Below are 17,167 nucleotides of genomic sequence, written 5' to 3'. Positions count from 1 at the left end.
GGCGGGAGGGGTGGATCTTGGCATTAGTGCTCCGGTACGCCGGGCGGTTGCTCGGCGGGCTTGTCAGTGGGGGCTGGCAGCGGTTTTTGCGGCACCTTGGGGCCAGCGGTGACGATCACCAGTTTATCGGCTGACAGGTGTTTGTTCATGGCGGCCTTGACCTGTTCGACGGTAAGGGCCTGGGACTGCTGCATGAAGTCCTCGAGCCAGGTCAGCGGCAGGTTGTAGAAGCCGATGGCCCCCAGTTGGCCGACGATACTGGCGTTGCTGGCATTGGACAGCGGGAAGCTGCCGGCCAGCTCGCGCTTGGCGTCGTCCAGCTCTTGCTGGGTCGGGCCGCTTTTCAGGTAGTCGGCAAGGATGTCCTGGACCAGCTTGAGTGTGCCTTCGCTGAGTTCGGCGCGGGTTTGCAGGTTGATCATGAACGGGCCGCGTACCTGCATCGGGCTGAACACCGAGTAGACGCCGTAGGTGAGGCCGCGCTTTTCACGTACTTCACTCATCAGGCGGGTGCCGAACGCGCCACCGCCAAGGATCTGGTTGCCCAGCGACAGGGCTGGCCAGTCTGGGTCCTGACGGTCGATACCCAGTTCAGCCAGCATCAGGTGGGTCTGTTTGGACGGGAAGTCAATGTGGGTCAGGCCCGCCTTGGGCTCCGCGGGCTGGGCCGGTGCCGCCAGCGCCGGGCCCTTGGGCAGGCCGGCGGAAACCTGGGCGGCAATGGCTTCGGCTTCGGCGCGGCTGAGGTCGCCGACCAGGGCGATGACCGCGTTGCCGGCGGTGTAGGCCTTGGCATGGAAGGCGCGCAGCTGTGCCAGGGTGATGCCATTGATGCTTTCGGCGGTGCCGTCGCTCGGGTGAGCGTAGGGATGGTCGCCGTAGAGCTTGCCGAACAGCGCCTTGCCAGCGATCTTGCCGGGGTTCTGCTTCTCGTATTCGAAGCCGGCCAGCATCTGGTTCTTGATGCGCTTGAGGGCGTCCTCCGGGAACGTGGGCTTGCCAGCGACCTCAGCGAACAGCTTGAGCGCCGGCTCACGCTTGTCCTGGGTGCTCAGGCTGCGCAGCGAGGCCACGGCCATGTCGCGGTACGAGCCGTTGCCGAAGTCAGCGCCGAGGCCTTCGAAGCCTTCGGCAATGGCGGTTACGTCCTTGCCTGCCACGCCCTCGTTGAGCATGGCGTTGGTCAAGGCGGCCAGGCCTGGCGTGGCGCCGTCCTGGCTGCTACCGGCGGCGAATGTGACGCGCAGGTCGAACATCGGCAGTTCGCGGGCTTCGACGAACAGCACCCGGGCGCCTTCGGCGGTGGTCCAGTTCTGGATGTTCAGCTGGCGCCGGCTGGGCGCCTTGCCATCCAGCTCGGCCAGTGACTGCAGGGTATTGGCCGGGCGGGCCGCAGTGCTGTCGGCCTTCGGCGCGTTGTCGGCCAGGGCCGGGGCCGCCAGCACTGCCGCCAGCGTAAGGGCGCGGATGCCCGTAGCCAGCAGGGTGAGGCGTGGTGCGCGACGATCACTCATGAGCGGACTCCTCGGGCAGTACATGGGCAACGCTCAGGCGTTCGCGGGTGAAGTAGGTGCGCGCAGCGTTCTGGATGTCTTGCGGGGTCACGCGCTTGAGCTCGTCCAGTTCGCTGTCGATCAGCTTCCAGGACAGGCCCACGGTCTCCAGCTGGCCGATGGTGGTGGCTTGGCTGCTGATGGAGTCGCGATCGTAGACCAGGCCGGCGATCACCTGGGCGCGCACGCGTTCGAGCTCTTCGGCGCTAGGGGGCTTGGTCTTGAGCTCTTCGAGCAGTTGCCAGATGCCCTTTTCCACGTCTGCCAGGGTTTTCTGCTTCTGCACGTTCGGCGTGGCCGAGATCAGGAACAGGCTGTCACCACGGGTGAAGGCGTTGTAGCTGGACGACGCCCCGGCCACCAGCTCCTGACCGCGCTCCAGGCGGGCCGGCATGCGGGCACTGTAGCCGCCGTCGAGCAAGGCTGAGATCAGGCGCAGGGCGTGCACCGTGCTCGGCTCCTGGGTGGTCGCCAGGCCGGGTACGTTGAAGCCGTAGATCAGGCTTGGCAACTGCGTGCGCACGTGCAGGGTCAGTTGGCGCTGGCCTGGCTCGGCCAGCTCCAGCGGCAGCTTGGCTGGCGGCACCGCGCGTTTGGGAATGCCGGCGAAGTACTTTTGCGCCAGGCCCTTGACCTCGTCGACGGTGACATCGCCGACCACCACCAGGGTGGCGTTGTTGGGCGCGTACCAGGATTCGTACCAGTGCCGCAGCTCCTCGACCTTCATGCGTTCGAGGTCGGCCATCCAGCCGATGGTCGGGGTGTGATAGCCACTGGCCGGGTAGGCCATGGCGCGGAACAGCTCGAATGCTTTCGAGTTGGGCTGATCATCGGTGCGCAGGCGGCGCTCTTCCTTGATCACTTCGATTTCGCGGCTGAACTCGTCGGCGGGCAGGCGCAGGCTGGCCAGGCGGTCGGCTTCGAGTTCCAGGGCCACTGGCAGGCGGTCGCGGGCCAGCACCTGGTAGTAGGCCGTGTAATCGTCGCTGGTGAAGGCGTTTTCTTCGGCGCCCAGGTCCCGCAGGATGCGCGAGCCCTCGCCGGGGCCGACTTTGGCGCTACCCTTGAACATCATGTGTTCCAGGGCGTGGGACAGGCCGGTCTGGCCCGGGGTCTCGTAGCTGGAGCCGACCTTGTACCAGATCTGCGAGACCACGACCGGTGCGCGGTGGTCTTCGCGCACGATCACCTTGAGGCCATTGTCGAGGATGAATTCGTGAGTCGGTTGCACATCGGCGGCGAAGGCCGCGAGCGGCAGGCAGAGCGTGCCGAGCAACAGGCCAGCGGCGCGGCGGGCTAGAGCATTCATACGGTGTTTAACCTGTTCGGCGGCCCGCAGGGTTTAGCGTCGGCGGGCCAGGAGGTGCTAGGATACTGATCCGGTTGCCTGGCGACCATGCCTGTCGCCGTTCTGGCCCGCAGGACACTAAGACAAAACGTTGCGCATGAACCAGCCGGCTTCAAGATAGTCTGTTCTGCGTATAGAGAATTCCCGATGCGCCATTGCTGGCGCATCGCTACCCTGAGATAGCCGTCCTCCATGTTTGGTTCCAACGACGACAAAAAAGCGCCGGCCGAGTCTGGCGAAAAGAAAGGCCTGTTCAGCTGGTTTCGCAAGAAGCCGCAGCAACCTGTCGCCGAACAGCCGCAAACGCCCGAGCCACAGTCTGCTGAACCGGTAGCGCCGCAGCCTGCCGTCGAGCTGCCTGAAGCGCCGCCGCTCGCGCCTTTGGCCGCGCCGGCCCCGGTTGCTCCCGAGGTGCCCCAGCCTGCGCTGCCGCCTACTGACTTCAAGGCCCCCGAGCCCGAGCCCGAGCAGCCAGCGGCAGGTGCGGGCTTGCCCGCGAATCCGCAAGCCGCCACACCGGTCGAAAGCCCTTCGCCACTGGTGCAAGCCCCTGAGGCCCCGGTAGTTCGCGGCGCAGAACCGCCTGTCAGCAACCTGGTGCTGCCGGTCGCCGAAGAACCCGTGGCCCTGGTGCCGGACCTGGAGCCTATCGCCCCGCCAGCGATCCCTGAACGCCCGGTAGTCGCAGCGCCTGCCGCGCCTCAGCCGGCGCCCGTGGTTGTCGAGGCAGCAGCGGTCGCGGCGCCTGCCCCGGTCGAAGCTGAACCGGTTGCCGTACCGGTCGCCACCGAACAGTCCAAGCCCGGCTTCTTCGCCCGCCTCAAGCAAGGCCTGTCCAAGACCAGTGCCAGCATCGGCGAAGGCATGGCCAGCCTGTTCATGGGCAAGAAGGTTATCGATGATGACCTGCTCGACGAGATCGAAACCCGCCTGCTGACCGCCGACGTCGGCGTCGAAGCGACCTCGGCCATTGTCCAGAACCTGACCCAGAAGGTTGCCCGCAAGCAACTGGCCGATGCCGATGCGTTGTACAAGTCGCTGCAGGAAGAACTGGCCGCGTTGCTGCGCCCGGTCGAGCAGCCGCTGAAGATCCAGGCGCAGAACAAGCCCTACGTGATCCTGGTGGTCGGCGTGAACGGCGCTGGCAAGACCACCACCATCGGCAAGATGGCCAAGAAGCTGCAGTTGGAGGGCAAGAAGGTCATGCTGGCCGCGGGCGACACTTTCCGTGCTGCGGCCGTTGAGCAGTTGCAGGTCTGGGGCGAACGTAACCAGATCCCGGTGATCGCCCAGCACACCGGTGCCGACTCCGCCTCGGTGATCTTCGATGCCGTGCAGGCCGCCAAGGCCCGTGGCGTCGATGTGCTGATCGCCGACACGGCCGGCCGTCTGCACACCAAGGACAACTTGATGGAAGAGCTGAAGAAGGTTCGCCGGGTCATCGGCAAGCTCGACGCCGAGGCGCCTCACGAGGTGCTGCTGGTGCTCGACGCCGGTACCGGCCAGAACGCCATCAGCCAGGCCAAGTACTTCAACCAGAGCGTCGAGCTGACTGGCCTGGCGCTGACCAAGCTGGACGGCACCGCCAAGGGCGGGGTGATCTTCGCCCTGGCCAAGCAATTCAGCATCCCGATCCGTTTCATCGGTGTCGGCGAAGGTATCGACGACCTGCGCACCTTTGAAGCCGAGCCGTTCGTCAAGGCGCTGTTCGCCGAGCGAGAGCATCCATGATCCGATTCGAACAGGTCGCCAAGCGCTATCCCAATGGCCATGTAGGCTTGCATGAGCTGAGTTTCCGGGCGCGCCGGGGCGAATTCCTGTTCGTCACCGGGCACTCGGGTGCCGGTAAGAGCACTTTGCTGCGTTTGTTGCTGGCCATGGAACGCCCGACCAGCGGCAAGCTGCTGCTGGCAGGGCAGGACCTGGGCCAGATCAGCAATGCGCAGATCCCCTTCCTGCGTCGGCAGATCGGTGTGGTGTTCCAGAACCACCAGTTGCTGTTCGATCGCACGGTGTTCAACAACATCGCCTTGCCGCTGCAGATCCTCGGTTTGTCCAAGGCCGAGATCACCAAACGCGTGGATTCGGCGCTGGAGCGTGTGTCGCTGGCCGACAAGGGCGAGCTGTTCCCGGCGGACCTGTCCACGGGGCAGCAGCAGCGGGTGGGTATTGCGCGGGCCATCGTCCATCAGCCAGCCCTGTTGCTGGCCGACGAACCCACCGGCAACCTTGACCCGCGCCTGGCCGCGGAGATCATGGGCGTGTTCGAGGACATCAACCGCCTGGGCACCACGGTATTGATCGCCAGCCACGACCTGGCACTGATCGCGCGCATGCGCCACCGCATGCTGACGCTGCAGCGCGGCCGTCTGATCGGCGATGGGGAGGCCGGGCAATGAGCACTACACGTACGCCGAAGGTTTCCGAGCGGGTTGCGCCGAAACCCGCTGTCCCGCAGCCTGGAAAGAAAAAACGCGACGACGATGACGGCCCGGACTTTCGCACCTTGCTGCATGCCTGGCTGGAGAGCCACCGGGCAAGCATGGCCGACAGCTTGCGTCGCCTCGGCAAGCAGCCGATCGGCAGCTTCTTTACCTGCCTGGTCATGGCCGTGGCCTTGAGCATGCCCATGGGCCTGTCGTTGCTGCTGAAGAACGTCGAGAAGCTCGGCGGGTCCTGGCAGCGCGCCGCGCAGATTTCGCTATACCTGAAGCTTGACGCTGGCAGCAAGGAAGGCGAGGCCCTGCGTGACGAGATCAAGCGCATGCCCGGGGTGGCCGATGCGTTGTATGTCAGCCGCGACCAGGCGCTGGAAGAGTTCCAGCAGCAGTCCGGGCTGGGCGAGGCCTTGCGCGAACTCCCCGAAAACCCGCTGCCTGGCGTGGTGGTGGTGACCCCGAGCGAGGTCGACAAGCCCGCGCTGGAGGCGTTGCGTCAGCGTCTATCGGAGCTGCCCAAGGTCGAAGTGGCACAGCTGGACTTGGTATGGGTCGAACGCCTGGCGGCGATCCTCAAGTTGGGTGACCGCTTTGTCTTCGGGTTGGCGGTCATGCTGATTTCTGCGTTGCTGTTAGTAATCGGTAACACAATTCGTCTACATATTGAAAACCGCCGCACCGAGATCGAAGTCATCAAGCTGGTAGGCGGCACCGACAGCTACGTGCGCCGGCCTTTCCTGTACATGGGGGCCTTGTACGGCCTGGGTGCGGGTTTCTTGGCTTGGGGTATCCTGGCGTTCGGCCTCAACTGGCTGAACCAGGCGGTTGTCGGGCTGTCCGGCTTGTACGGCAGTGACTTCGCCCTGGGCGGCGTGCCGGCGTCCGATGGTCTGTCGCTCTTGATCGGAGCGGTGCTGTTAGGGTATATCGGTGCATGGATCGCGGTCGCTCGCCACTTGAACGAGCTAGCGCCTCGATAGTTTTTCCCGTGCCAGCATTGACTTTATTACCGTTTTGGGAACTTGTTCATCGGTTTCCGGTCAATGTTGGCAGTGCCCACAAGGCGCGAGTCTAGTAAGTCGGAGGTTCTTGAATGACCACATCGTTGCAACCTGCCTATGCCTTGGTACCCGGTGCAAACCTGGAAGCCTATGTGCACACGGTCAACAGCATCCCGCTGCTGACGGTCGAGCAGGAGCGTGATCTGGCCGAGCGTCTCTATTATGAGCAGGATCTTGAGGCCGCTCGGCAAATGGTGATGGCCCACCTGCGTTTCGTCGTACATATCGCCCGTAGCTATGCAGGCTATGGCCTGGCCCAGGCCGACCTGATTCAGGAAGGCAACGTCGGCTTGATGAAGGCCGTCAAGCGCTTCAACCCTGAGATGGGGGTGCGCCTGGTGTCCTTTGCCGTGCACTGGATCAAGGCAGAAATCCACGAATTCATCCTGCGTAACTGGCGCATCGTCAAGGTGGCTACCACCAAGGCCCAGCGCAAACTGTTCTTCAACCTGCGCAGCCAGAAGAAGCGTCTGGCCTGGCTGAACAACGATGAAGTTCATCGCGTGGCTGAAAGCCTTGGCGTTGAACCCCGTGAAGTGCGTGAGATGGAAAGCCGGCTGAGTGGTCAGGACATGGCCTTTGACCCGGCGGCGGAAGCCGACGACGACAGCGCTTTCCAGTCGCCAGCGCATTATCTGGAAGACCACCGCTACGATCCGGCGGTACAGCTGGAGGATGCCGACTGGAGTGACAACTCCACCAGCAACCTGCACGAAGCGTTGCAAGGCCTGGACGAGCGTAGCCGTGACATCCTCTACCAGCGCTGGTTGGCTGAAGAGAAGGCGACCTTGCACGAGCTGGCGGACAAATACAGCGTTTCGGCCGAGCGTATTCGGCAGTTGGAAAAGAACGCAATGAACAAGGTCAAGGCGTTGATCGCGGCCTGATTCGCGCCTTGCTGGATGAAAAGCCGTGCCCTGTGAGGGGCGCGGCTTTTTTATGGGCTTCCGGGGCTGCACTGCAGCCCCGGATAATCAGCGTTTGCGCGAGGCATCCAGCTGCATCAGGTAGCTAGGCCCGCCCAGCTGGCTCATCTGCCGCCGGATCCAACCCGCCCGATTGGCCACATAGGCGCTGGGCCGGCTGGCGCTCCACTTGATCGGGCTGGGCAGCACGGCAGCCAACTGCGCGGCCTGCTGGCGGCTCAGGCGGCTGGCATCGACACCAAAGTGGTAGCGCGCGGCAGCCTGGGCGCCAAACACCCCATTGCCCCATTCGGCGCTGTTGAGGTAAACCTCGAGGATCCGCTCTTTCGACCAGAACAGCTCGATCAGCGCGGTAAACCACGCCTCCAGGCCCTTACGGAACCAGCTGCGGCCCGACCACAGGAACAGGTTCTTGGCCACCTGCTGGGTCAAGGTACTGGCCCCACGAATGTTGCCACCCCGTTCGTTATAAGCCAGCGCTGCCTGAATGGCCGGGATGTCAAAGCCCCAATGGCTGGCGAACTTCTGGTCTTCACCGGCAATGACCGCCACCTTCAGGTCATCGGCGATGTTCTCCCACGGTTGCCAGTCGCGCTGCAGGTCGATTGGCTCGCCACTCACCCAGGACTGCACCTTGCGCTCGGCCATCAACGCCGTGCCGGGTGGCGGTACCCAGCGAAACACCAGCACCAGCACGATACTGCCGGCAGCGAACCAGAGCAGGGCGCGGGTGAGGCGGCGGATAAGGGATGGCAGCATGTCGATGGCTTGGCCGGGCAGGTGGAAGGGGCCATTATACAGACCCGATAGTAGGAGTCCTCCCATGCTTCGCAGCTTCCTGATGCTTGCCGCCTTTTTCGGCTTTACCGGTGTGGCCTTGGGCGCATTTGCCGCGCACGGGCTGAAAAACCGCCTTACGGCAGATTACCTGGCGATCTTTCATACCGGGGTTACCTACCAACTGGTGCATGCCCTGGCGATTTTCGGTGTTGCCGTGCTGGCGGCGCACTTGCCTGGGCGCCTGGTCGGCTGGGCCGGCGGTCTGTTCGCGCTGGGTATCGTACTGTTCTCCGGTAGCCTGTACCTGCTAACCCTGACGGGTGTGAGCAAGCTCGGCATCATCACGCCCATTGGCGGGCTGTGCTTCCTGGCCGGTTGGTTGTGCCTGGGCCTGGCAGCCTGGCGGCTGGGCTGACCGAGCGGTCCACAATCGCGACTAATGGCGTGCACCGCCCTTGGGTTCAAGGGTTGTTCAGCGCTAGAATGCGGGCCCCAAAGAACAACGGTGGCCGTGCGCATGCGCATTCAACTGAACGGTGAACCTTACGAACTGCCCGCTGGCGAAAGCGTCGCGGCCCTGCTGACCCGCCTGGAACTCACCGGGCGCCGGGTAGCCGTGGAACTGAACCTGGACATCGTGCCGCGTAGCCTACATGACAGCACGCAGCTGAACGACGGCGACCAGGTCGAAGTGGTCCACGCCATCGGCGGCGGCTGATTACAGCTCGGCGGTTCACATGCAAGCCCAGTAACCTTTTCCCGAGGAACAACGATGAGCAACGTTCGTAGCGACAAGCCCTTTACCCTGGCCGGGCGCACTTTCCAGTCGCGCCTGCTGGTCGGCACCGGCAAATACCGTGACATGGAAGAAACCCGCCTGGCCATCGAGGCCTCGGGTGCCGAGATCGTCACCGTCGCTGTGCGTCGTACCAACATCGGCCAGAACCCGGGCGAGCCGAACCTGCTCGACGTACTGCCGCCAGACCGTTACACCATCCTGCCGAACACCGCTGGCTGCTACGACGCGGTCGAAGCCGTGCGCACCTGCCGCCTGGCCCGTGAACTGCTCGATGGCCACAACCTGGTCAAGCTGGAAGTCCTGGCCGACCAGAAGACGTTGTTCCCCAACGTGATCGAGACCCTCAAGGCCGCTGAAGTACTGGTCAAGGACGGTTTCGACGTGATGGTCTACACCAGCGACGACCCGATCATCGCCCGTCAGCTGGCCGAAGTCGGCTGCATTGCGGTCATGCCGCTGGCAGGCCTGATCGGTACCGGCCTGGGCATCTGCAACCCCTACAACCTGCAGATCATCCTGGAAGAATCCAAGGTGCCGGTGCTGGTCGATGCCGGCGTGGGTACCGCCTCCGATGCCACCATCGCCATGGAAATGGGTTGCGAGGCGGTGCTGATGAACTCGGCCATCGCCCACGCCCAGCAACCGGTGCTGATGGCCGAAGCCATGAAGCACGCTATCGTGGCAGGTCGCATGGCCTACCTGGCCGGCCGCATGCCGAAGAAACTCTATGCCAGCGCCTCTTCGCCGCTGGATGGTCTGATCAAGTAAGAGCTCCTGATGACTGAATCGCAAGAAACGCCGATCACCGCCGAAGGCGAAGAGCGCCCACACCGCCGTATCAAGAGTTTCGTGATGCGCGCCGGTCGCATGACCGAAGGCCAGCAACGCGGCCTGGACCAGGGTGGCCCACAGTTCATCCTGCCCCTGGCCGACAGCCCGGTGGACTATGACCAGGTGTTCGGCCGCGCTGCGCCGCGCACCCTGGAGATCGGTTTCGGCATGGGCCACTCCCTGCTGGAGATGGCGGCTGCCGCCCCTGAACTGGACTTCATCGGTGTCGAAGTACACCGTCCGGGTGTTGGCGCGCTGCTCAATGGCGTGTTGACCCAGGGCCTGAAGAACCTGCGGGTGTACGATTGCGATGCCATCGAAGTGCTGAACCGCTGCGTGGCCGACAACAGCCTCGACCGGTTGATGCTGTTCTTCCCGGACCCTTGGCACAAGGCACGCCATCACAAACGTCGCATCGTCCAGCTGGAGTTCGCCGAGCTGGTACGGCGCAAGCTCAAGCCCGGTGGCGTGTTCCACATGGCGACCGACTGGGAGCCGTATGCCGAGTACATGCTGGAGGTGATGAGCGCTGCGCCGGGTTACCGTAACCAGGCGGCGGATGGCGCCTATGTGCCGCGCCCGCAAGAGCGGCCGATCACCAAGTTCGAGCGCCGTGGTGAGCGCTTGGGGCATGGCGTTTGGGATTTGAAGTTCGAAAAGGTGGATTGATCACCTGATTCAGCCGATTGAACCGCAGCGCCTGCAGAAATGCAGGCAAAAAAACCGCCTTGAGAGAGGCGGTTTTTTTATGCGAGCGTAGGACGGAGTCCCTGCTTACACGCAGCTCTGCAGACGCAGATCAACCCCGCCGATCAGCCACCACGCCGATCAACACCAGCACCACCAGCAGCACCGGTGCCAGCGCATAGTTATTGAACTGGCTCAGCCCCTTCACCACCCATGGCGTGGCATAGATCAGCGCCGCACCGCTGCCGATCATCACCAGCAAAGCCATCACTGGCACGCGCAGCGCGCCCGCCAAGCTGCCGATGCGTTGCTCGGCCCAGGCTTTGATATCGGTGCCGAACAGCACCAGCAGGCAGCCTACCAAGGCCAGCGAAATCTCCGACAGGTTGCTGCGGCTCCAGCGGGAAACCGTCGCGAGCAGATCAAGTACCAGATCCATGGGTCATCCTTAGGTCAAGAAATACTGCAGCAGGTCATTGAGGAACAACTGGCCGCGTGGCGTGGCTACCAGTCGATCCGGTTCGACCTGCAAAAGGCCCTTTTGTTCGGCAGCACGCCGTGCCTCGACCAGCTGTGCCAGCGGCAGGCCGGTGCGCTGGGTAAACAGTTCGGCTTCCACGCCATCGGTCAGGCGCAAGGCATTCATCAGGAATTCGAAGGGCAGCTCGTCGGCCGGCAGCAGCTTTTCACCGGCCTTGAACGGCTTGGCCAGGTTCAGGTAGTCCTTGGGCAGGCGGGTTTTCCAGGTGCGCAAGATGCGCCCGTCGGCGAAGGTCAGCTTGCCGTGGGCGCCGGCACCGATACCGATGAAATCACCAAAGCGCCAGTAGTTGAGGTTGTGCTTGGCTGCACGGCCTGGCTGGGCATAGGCGGAAACCTCGTACTGGCGGTAGCCGTGCTCGGCCATCAGCGCCTGCCCCGCTTCCTGGATGTCCCACAGGATGTCGTCTTCGGGCAGCTCGGGGGGCTGGTTCCAGAACACCGTGTTGGGCTCTACGGTCAGCTGGTACCAGGACAAGTGGGTTGGCCCCAGCTCGATGGCTTGGCGCAGGTCACCCAGGGCATCGTCCAGCGACTGCTCGGGCAGGCCGTGCATCAAGTCCATGTTGAAGTTGTCGAACCCTGCGGCGCGGGCCATGCCCGCAGCGCGGATCGCTTCGTCGCCATTGTGGATGCGCCCGAGCGCCTCGAGCTTGGCGGGCTGGAAGCTTTGCACGCCGATGGACAGGCGGTTGATGCCGGTTTGCCGGTACGCCTTGAATTTCTCCTGCTCGAACGTGCCTGGGTTGGCTTCCAGGGTGATTTCGATGTCTGGTGCGAACGGGATGCGTTGTTCAACACCGCGCAGCAGGCGGCCGAGGGCATTGGCGCTGAACAGGCTCGGCGTGCCGCCACCGAAGAAGATCGAGCTGATCGGGCGCCCCTGCACGGCCTCAAGCTCTTGATCGAGGTCGGTCAGCAGGGCGTCGACGTACGCCTCTTCAGGCAGCTCGGGGCCAGCCGCGTGGGAGTTGAAGTCGCAATAAGGGCACTTGCGCACGCACCACGGGATGTGGATGTACAACGCCAAGGGCGGCAGCACGGCGAAACCCGCCGCCCCCGTCGGGAACGGCTGGGTGGACAACGTTTCGATCATGCCAGGCCCAGGCGTTGACGCAGCAGGGCCATGGCGCGGGCGCGGTGGCTGAGCTGGTTCTTGTCGACCGGGGCGAGGTCCGCGCTCGAGCAATTGCGCTCCGGTACCCAGAACAGCGGGTCGTAGCCAAAGCCGTGCTCGCCGCTGGCTTCGAACATGATGCGCCCGTGCCACAGGCCTTCGCACAGGATCGGCAGTGGGTCGTCGGCGTGACGCACCAGCGCCAGCACGCAGACGAACTGCGCGCCACGCTCAGCCTCAGGCACCTCTTTCAAGGCCTCCAGCAGCTTGGCATTGTTCGCCGCATCACCCTTGCCATCGGCATAGCGTGCGGAGTAGATGCCCGGCGCACCACCCAGGTAGTCGACTGCCAGGCCCGAGTCGTCGGCCAGTGCCGGCAGGCCAGAGATGCGCGCGGCATTGCGTGCCTTGAGAATGGCGTTCTCGACGAACGACAGGCCGGTTTCCTCTGGCTCGACCTGGCTGAATTCGCCGATCGAGCGCAGCTGTACGGAGGCTCCGAGCATGGCCTGGAGTTCCTTGAGTTTGCCGGCATTGTGGCTGGCCAATACGAGTTGCTGGAAATTCATCATTCGCCTGGGAACACTTCCTGGTTGAAGCTGAGAGAGTTACTGATGCCGCCGGTTTCGACATTGAGGTCGAAGGTCACGGTTTCGGGCTGTTCGATCTTGAACTGGGCGATGTAGTACACCGCACCCTGTTCGTTGATCTGCTTGAAGGACAGCGGGCTACTGCGCCCGGTCAGGTCCTTCACCGTGCCGCTGACGACCGCCATGGCCGGCTTGTTGGCCTTGAGCACGGCAATGTTGAGCACGCCCTGGTTCTTGCTGCGCACCAGGCCCGTGGCCGCAGCCACCTCTGGTGTCAGCATGCTCGAGGTGAACGCGCTGTAGTGTACCGTCACGTCGCCAAACACTTCCTTGCGCTCGGGACGGGCGGCATCGGCAGCCAGTACGGGCAGGGCCAGGCACAGGCTGATCAGGAACAGGGTCAGGCGACGCATGGTGCGATTCCTCCAGTGGGCGTCAGACCGCGAGCTGGTGCTCCTGCAGGCCAGGGCTGCTGACGCGATAGATGCCGATCTCACCTAGAAGATTAGGCCATAGCCGGCCGCCCCACCCATTACGGTGCAAGTGGTCGACGGCCAGGCGGTCAAGGACCTTGGCATGGCGCTCGTGGCACAGCTCTTCGAAGTCGGCGAAGGTGCAGAAGTGGATGTTCGGCGTGTTGTACCAGGTATACGGCATGAAGTCCGAAACCGGCATGCGGCCTTTGGTCGCCAGGTACCAACGGCAGCGCCAGTGGCCGAAGTTGGGGAAGGTGATGATGCATTGACGGCCCACGCGCAGCATCTCGTCGAGGATGCGGTCGGGGTACTCCACGGCCTGCAGGGCCTGGGTCATGATCACCACGTCGAAGCTGTTGCTGGCGAAGTTGCCCAGGCCCTGGTCCAGGTCCTGCTCGATGACGTTGACGCCCTTGGCCACGCACGCGGCGATGTTGTCGGGGTCGATCTCCAGGCCGTAACCGGTGACCTGCTTGCGGTCACGCAGCGAGGCCAGCAGTTCGCCACTGCCGCAGCCCAGGTCGAGTACCCGGCTGCCGGCGGGAATCCAGTCGTGGATGATTTCCAGATCGGCTCTCATGCTGTCCTCAGATGGCGATGCGGTTCATGTAGTTCGAGAAACCCTGCATGTAGCGAGGTGTGGGGATCAGGAAGGCATCGTGCCCGTAGGGCGAGTCGATCTCCAGGTAACAGACGTTCTTGCGTGCGGCCATCAGTGCGTCGACGATCTCGCGGGAACGGGCCGGCGAGAAGCGCCAGTCGGTGGTGAACGACATGATGCAGTAGTCTGCCGTGACGCCGGCGAGGGTGGCGGCAAGGTCGCCACCGTGGGCCGCCGCGGGGTCGAAGTAATCCAGCGCCTTGGTCATCAGCAGGTAGGTATTGGCGTCGAAACGGCCGGAAAACTCCTCGCCCTGATAGCGCAGGTAGCTTTCGACCTGGAACTCGACGCTGTGGAAGTCGTAGTTGAGCTTGTCGCTCTTGAGCTCACGGCCGAATTTTTCACCCATCGAATCATCGGACAGGTAGGTGATATGGCCCACCATGCGCGCCAGCATCAACCCGCGCTTGGGGATCACGCCCTGGTCCTGGAACGAACCACCGTGGAATTCCGGGTCGGTGAGGATGGCCTGGCGGGCCACTTCGTTGAAGGCGATGTTCTGCGCCGACAGCTTGGGCGCCGAGGCGATATCGACGCAGTGCCGCACCCGGTCGGGGTAGGTGATGGTCCATTGCAGCGCCTGCATGCCACCGAGGCTTCCGCCCACGATCGCGGCCCACTGGCCAATGCCCAGGCGGTCGGCCAGGCGCACCTGGCTGTGCACCCAGTCTTCCACGGTCAGTACCGGGAAGTCGGCACCATAGGGCTTGCCGGTGGCCGGGTTGAGGCTGCTGGGGCCGGTGCTGCCATTGCAGCCGCCGAGGTTGTTCAGGCTGACCACGAAGAAACGGTTGGTGTCGATCGGCTTGCCGGGGCCGATGCAGCTGTCCCACCACCCTGGCTTGCGGTCGGTTTCGGCATGGTAGCCCGCGGCATGGTGGTGGCCGGACAAGGCATGGCAGATCAGCACGGCATTGCTCGCGCTGGCGTTCAGGGTGCCATAGGTCTCATAGACCAGCTCGTAGCTGGCCAGGGAGCGGCCACAGGCCAGTGCCAGCGGCTCTTCGAACCGGGCTGTTTGCGGTGTAACCAGACCGACGGAATCTTCGGGAAGGACAGTGGACATCGACCCTGCTCACGCTTGACGGAGGCGTAAGTCTAAAGAGCGCTACCCCCTGCGGCAAGCAATGGCTTGCCGCAGAAGGCGCCGATGGCCAAGGAGGGTGTCAGATCATCCGCCACAGCTCTTGCGGCATGCCCGCATAGGCGGCAAGCGGAGGCATGACGAACGACTGAATGACCTGAATGGCCAGGAAGGCGAAGATCGGCGAGATGTCCATGCCGCCCAGGTTTGGCACCAGGCGACGGAACGGAGCCAGTACCGGTTCGCTGATCTGGTACGCAAGCTCAGCAGCCGGGTTGTGGCTGTTGGGTGCGACCCACGAGACGATCACCATGACGATCATCGCGACCCAGAAGATCTTCAGGAACAGCGAGGTGATGCCGATGATGGCCCACATCAACAAGTGCAGCACATCACCGAAGGTGCCATAGGTGACCATCAGCACGAAGGCCATCAGCAGCGCCTGAATGATCACCGCCAGCAGCAGGGACGAGGTGTCCAGGCCGCCGATGCTGGGGATGACGCGGCGGATCGGCTTGAGCAGCGGCTGGGTGGCGCGCACCGTGAACTGGCACAGCGGGTTGTAGAAGTTGGCCTTGACCAGTTGCAGTACGAAGCGCAACAGGACGATCACCAGGTACAGGCTGACCAGGGTTTGCACCACGAAAATCGCGGCGCCTGACAGTGCATTCATCTAGAGCTCCTTATTTGCCCAGTTGTTCGGCCAGCTCGGCGGACCGCGTCGCTGCGGCCTGCAGCGCCTGCTCGACGATGGCTTCGAAGCCGCTGGCCTGGAACGACTTGATCGCAGCTTCGGTGGTGCCGGCTGGCGAGGTGACGCGGCGGCGCAGTTCGGCAGCGTCTACATCGCTGGCAACGGCCATGCGCGCAGCGCCCAAAGCGGTCTGCAGGGTCAGCTGGGAGGCGGTTTCGCGGGGCAGGCCGAGTTTTTCGCCGGCGGCGGTCATGGCCTCGATCAACAGGAAGAAGTACGCCGGGCCGCTGCCGGAAACGGCGGTCACAGCGTCCAGTTGCTGCTCTTGATCAAGCCACAGGGCGGTGCCCACGGCAGACAGCAGTTGCTCGGCCTGCTGGCGTTGTGCCGTGCTGACTTGCTCGGTGGCATACAGGCCGCTGACGCCTTGGCGCAGCAACGCTGGCGTGTTGGGCATGCAGCGCACCACCGGGCGTGGGCCAACCCAGCTTTGCAGGCTGGCGCAGGTGATGCCGGCGGCGATGGAAACGATCAGTTGGCCTTCCTGCAGGTGGGCTTGCAGGGCCTGGCAGACGTCCTTCATGACCTGCGGCTTGACCGCCAGCACGATCACGTCGGCACCGGCGATTGCCTGGGCGTTGTCTTCGAAGGTTTCGATGCCGTGCTCGGCCTGGATGCGGGTGCGGGTCTCGGCGCCCGGGTCGCTGGCGCGGATCTGCGAAGCCTCCAGGCCCTGGGCACGCAGGCCGCCGATCAGGCTGGCGGCCATGTTGCCGGCGCCGATAAAGGCAATACGTGTCTTGCTCATGTCAGGTCCTTGTGGGAAAGAGTGAGTAAAGCATGGAATCAGACGGGCCCGTAATCGCGGGCGCCGAACAGGGCGGTGCCGATACGTACCCAGGTCGCTCCCTGGGCGATCGCCGCCTCCAGGTCGTGGCTCATGCCCATGGACAAGGTGTCCAGGCCAAGGTCCAGACCTTGCTGAAGCTCGCGCAGGGTGGCGAACGCCGCCTCCTGCACGGCACGCTCATCGCTAGGTTCAGGGATCGCCATCAGCCCACGCAGGCGCAGATTGGGCAGGTTGGCGACCGCCTTGGCCAATGCCGGAAGGTCGGCAGGGGCGCAGCCGGACTTGCTGTCTTCGCCACTGACATTCACCTGCAGGCAGATGTTCAGCGGCCCCAGTGCGGCAGGGCGCTGCTCCGAGAGGCGTTGGGCGATCTTCAGGCGGTCCACGGAATGCACCCAGTCGAAATGCTCGGCAATGGCTTTGGTCTTGTTCGACTGAATGGGGCCGATGAAGTGCCAGATCAAGGGCAGGTCGCCCAATGCCTGCTGCTTGGTCAGCGCTTCCTGCAGGTAGTTCTCGCCGACATCGCGCACGCCTGCGGCGTGGATTTCACGGATAGCGCTGGCGGGCTTGGTCTTGCTCACCGCCAGCAACTGGATGCTGGCCGGGTCCCGACCGGCGGCCTGTGCGGCGCTGGTGATGCGGGCGGCGAGGGCGGATAGGTTGTCTGCTATGGTGGACATGGATCGATGCCGGCGGCGATAGGGTCTGCGGCATTCTACCTGCTTGATC

20 protein-coding genes are annotated in these 17,167 nt (G+C 63.8%); 8 read left to right on the top strand and 12 right to left on the bottom strand.

Annotated features, from left to right (window positions below; genetic code table 11):
* Window positions 1-23: 23 nt before the first annotated feature.
* Window positions 24-1,514 carry a pitrilysin family protein gene (locus tag HU766_RS02430; protein ID WP_095063907.1) on the bottom strand — a complete coding sequence of 497 codons (1,491 nt, stop codon included), beginning with the start codon at window positions 1,512-1,514 and terminating at the stop codon, window positions 24-26.
* Window positions 1,507-2,862, bottom strand: coding sequence for a pitrilysin family protein (locus tag HU766_RS02425; RefSeq protein ID WP_186652939.1), 1,356 nt, complete (start codon window positions 2,860-2,862; stop codon window positions 1,507-1,509). Before HU766_RS02425 ends, HU766_RS02430 begins: the two co-directional genes overlap by 8 nt.
* 231 nt (window positions 2,863-3,093) lie before the next feature.
* On the opposite strand from HU766_RS02425, the gene ftsY reads away from it, so the two are divergent.
* From ftsY to rpoH, 4 genes are all read left to right on the top strand, one after another.
* Entirely contained in the window at window positions 3,094-4,632 is a 1,539-nt protein-coding gene (gene ftsY, locus HU766_RS02420; RefSeq protein WP_186652938.1) for a signal recognition particle-docking protein FtsY, read from the top strand.
* Window positions 4,629-5,300, top strand: a complete 672-nt coding sequence (gene ftsE / locus HU766_RS02415) for a cell division ATP-binding protein FtsE (RefSeq protein WP_027592328.1) — start codon at window positions 4,629-4,631, stop codon at window positions 5,298-5,300. The genes ftsY and ftsE overlap by 4 nt, the downstream gene beginning before the upstream one ends.
* The gene (gene ftsX, locus HU766_RS02410) at window positions 5,297-6,319 is read left to right on the top strand and encodes a permease-like cell division protein FtsX (protein ID WP_186652936.1); all 1,023 of its coding nucleotides are present in this window, start codon (window positions 5,297-5,299) and stop codon (window positions 6,317-6,319) included. The genes ftsE and ftsX overlap by 4 nt, the downstream gene beginning before the upstream one ends.
* Before the next feature lie 113 nt (window positions 6,320-6,432).
* Window positions 6,433-7,287, top strand: coding sequence for an RNA polymerase sigma factor RpoH (gene rpoH / locus HU766_RS02405; protein ID WP_012312302.1), 855 nt, complete (start codon window positions 6,433-6,435; stop codon window positions 7,285-7,287).
* An 87-nt stretch (window positions 7,288-7,374) separates the two neighbouring features.
* Here rpoH and mtgA read toward each other — a convergent pair whose 3' ends face one another.
* Window positions 7,375-8,085 carry a monofunctional biosynthetic peptidoglycan transglycosylase gene (mtgA, locus tag HU766_RS02400; RefSeq protein ID WP_186652934.1) on the bottom strand — a complete coding sequence of 237 codons (711 nt, stop codon included), beginning with the start codon at window positions 8,083-8,085 and terminating at the stop codon, window positions 7,375-7,377.
* 64 nt (window positions 8,086-8,149) lie between these two features.
* Between mtgA and HU766_RS02395 the strand changes: the two genes are divergently transcribed.
* The 4 genes from HU766_RS02395 (at window position 8,150) to trmB (ending at window position 10,405) form a co-directional block, all read left to right on the top strand.
* On the top strand, window positions 8,150-8,521 hold the full coding sequence (locus HU766_RS02395; RefSeq protein ID WP_033702030.1) for a DUF423 domain-containing protein: 372 nt from the start codon (window positions 8,150-8,152) through the stop codon (window positions 8,519-8,521).
* Between the two features lie 102 nt (window positions 8,522-8,623).
* Window positions 8,624-8,824, top strand: coding sequence for a sulfur carrier protein ThiS (gene thiS / locus HU766_RS02390; RefSeq protein ID WP_033702586.1), 201 nt, complete (start codon window positions 8,624-8,626; stop codon window positions 8,822-8,824).
* Between the two features lie 54 nt (window positions 8,825-8,878).
* Window positions 8,879-9,673, top strand: coding sequence for a thiazole synthase (locus tag HU766_RS02385; RefSeq protein WP_015272152.1), 795 nt, complete (start codon window positions 8,879-8,881; stop codon window positions 9,671-9,673).
* Window positions 9,674-9,682: 9 nt separating this feature from the next.
* A complete protein-coding gene (gene trmB, locus HU766_RS02380) occupies window positions 9,683-10,405 on the top strand; it encodes a tRNA (guanosine(46)-N7)-methyltransferase TrmB (RefSeq protein ID WP_186652932.1) in 723 nt (240 codons plus the stop codon).
* A 130-nt stretch (window positions 10,406-10,535) separates the two neighbouring features.
* On the opposite strand, the gene HU766_RS02375 is transcribed toward trmB, so the two are convergent.
* The 9 genes from HU766_RS02375 to HU766_RS02335 all read right to left on the bottom strand — a co-directional run bounded on the left by HU766_RS02375 (window position 10,536) and on the right by HU766_RS02335 (window position 17,118).
* Window positions 10,536-10,862 carry a DUF3392 domain-containing protein gene (locus tag HU766_RS02375; protein ID WP_033702028.1) on the bottom strand — a complete coding sequence of 109 codons (327 nt, stop codon included), beginning with the start codon at window positions 10,860-10,862 and terminating at the stop codon, window positions 10,536-10,538.
* 9 nt (window positions 10,863-10,871) lie between these two features.
* Window positions 10,872-12,059 (bottom strand): radical SAM family heme chaperone HemW, encoded by a 1,188-nt coding sequence (gene hemW / locus HU766_RS02370; RefSeq protein WP_186652931.1) that lies wholly within the window; start codon window positions 12,057-12,059, stop codon window positions 10,872-10,874.
* A complete protein-coding gene (rdgB, locus tag HU766_RS02365; protein WP_033702026.1) occupies window positions 12,056-12,652 on the bottom strand; it encodes an RdgB/HAM1 family non-canonical purine NTP pyrophosphatase in 597 nt (198 codons plus the stop codon). Before rdgB ends, hemW begins: the two co-directional genes overlap by 4 nt.
* Window positions 12,649-13,083, bottom strand: coding sequence for a DUF4426 domain-containing protein (locus HU766_RS02360; protein ID WP_033702024.1), 435 nt, complete (start codon window positions 13,081-13,083; stop codon window positions 12,649-12,651). The genes rdgB and HU766_RS02360 overlap by 4 nt, the downstream gene beginning before the upstream one ends.
* Window positions 13,084-13,105: 22 nt before the next feature.
* Entirely contained in the window at window positions 13,106-13,726 is a 621-nt protein-coding gene (gene metW / locus HU766_RS02355) for a methionine biosynthesis protein MetW (RefSeq protein WP_033702023.1), read from the bottom strand.
* 7 nt (window positions 13,727-13,733) lie between these two features.
* Window positions 13,734-14,873 carry a homoserine O-acetyltransferase gene (locus HU766_RS02350; RefSeq protein ID WP_033702022.1) on the bottom strand — a complete coding sequence of 380 codons (1,140 nt, stop codon included), beginning with the start codon at window positions 14,871-14,873 and terminating at the stop codon, window positions 13,734-13,736.
* Window positions 14,874-14,973: 100 nt separating this feature from the next.
* On the bottom strand, window positions 14,974-15,564 hold the full coding sequence (locus tag HU766_RS02345; RefSeq protein WP_033702021.1) for a YggT family protein: 591 nt from the start codon (window positions 15,562-15,564) through the stop codon (window positions 14,974-14,976).
* Window positions 15,565-15,574: 10 nt separating this feature from the next.
* Window positions 15,575-16,393, bottom strand: a complete 819-nt coding sequence (gene proC / locus HU766_RS02340) for a pyrroline-5-carboxylate reductase (protein ID WP_033702020.1) — start codon at window positions 16,391-16,393, stop codon at window positions 15,575-15,577.
* Window positions 16,394-16,431: 38 nt separating this feature from the next.
* Entirely contained in the window at window positions 16,432-17,118 is a 687-nt protein-coding gene (locus HU766_RS02335) for a YggS family pyridoxal phosphate-dependent enzyme (RefSeq protein WP_186652930.1), read from the bottom strand.
* Window positions 17,119-17,167 lie beyond the last annotated feature (49 nt).

The sequence above is a fragment of the Pseudomonas sp. SWRI77 genome (assembly GCF_014269105.1).
Taxonomy (GTDB): Bacteria; Pseudomonadota; Gammaproteobacteria; order Pseudomonadales; family Pseudomonadaceae; genus Aquipseudomonas; species Aquipseudomonas capeferrum.
Note: the sequence above shows the minus strand (reverse complement) of the source record. Positions and strands in the feature narration are given on the sequence as shown.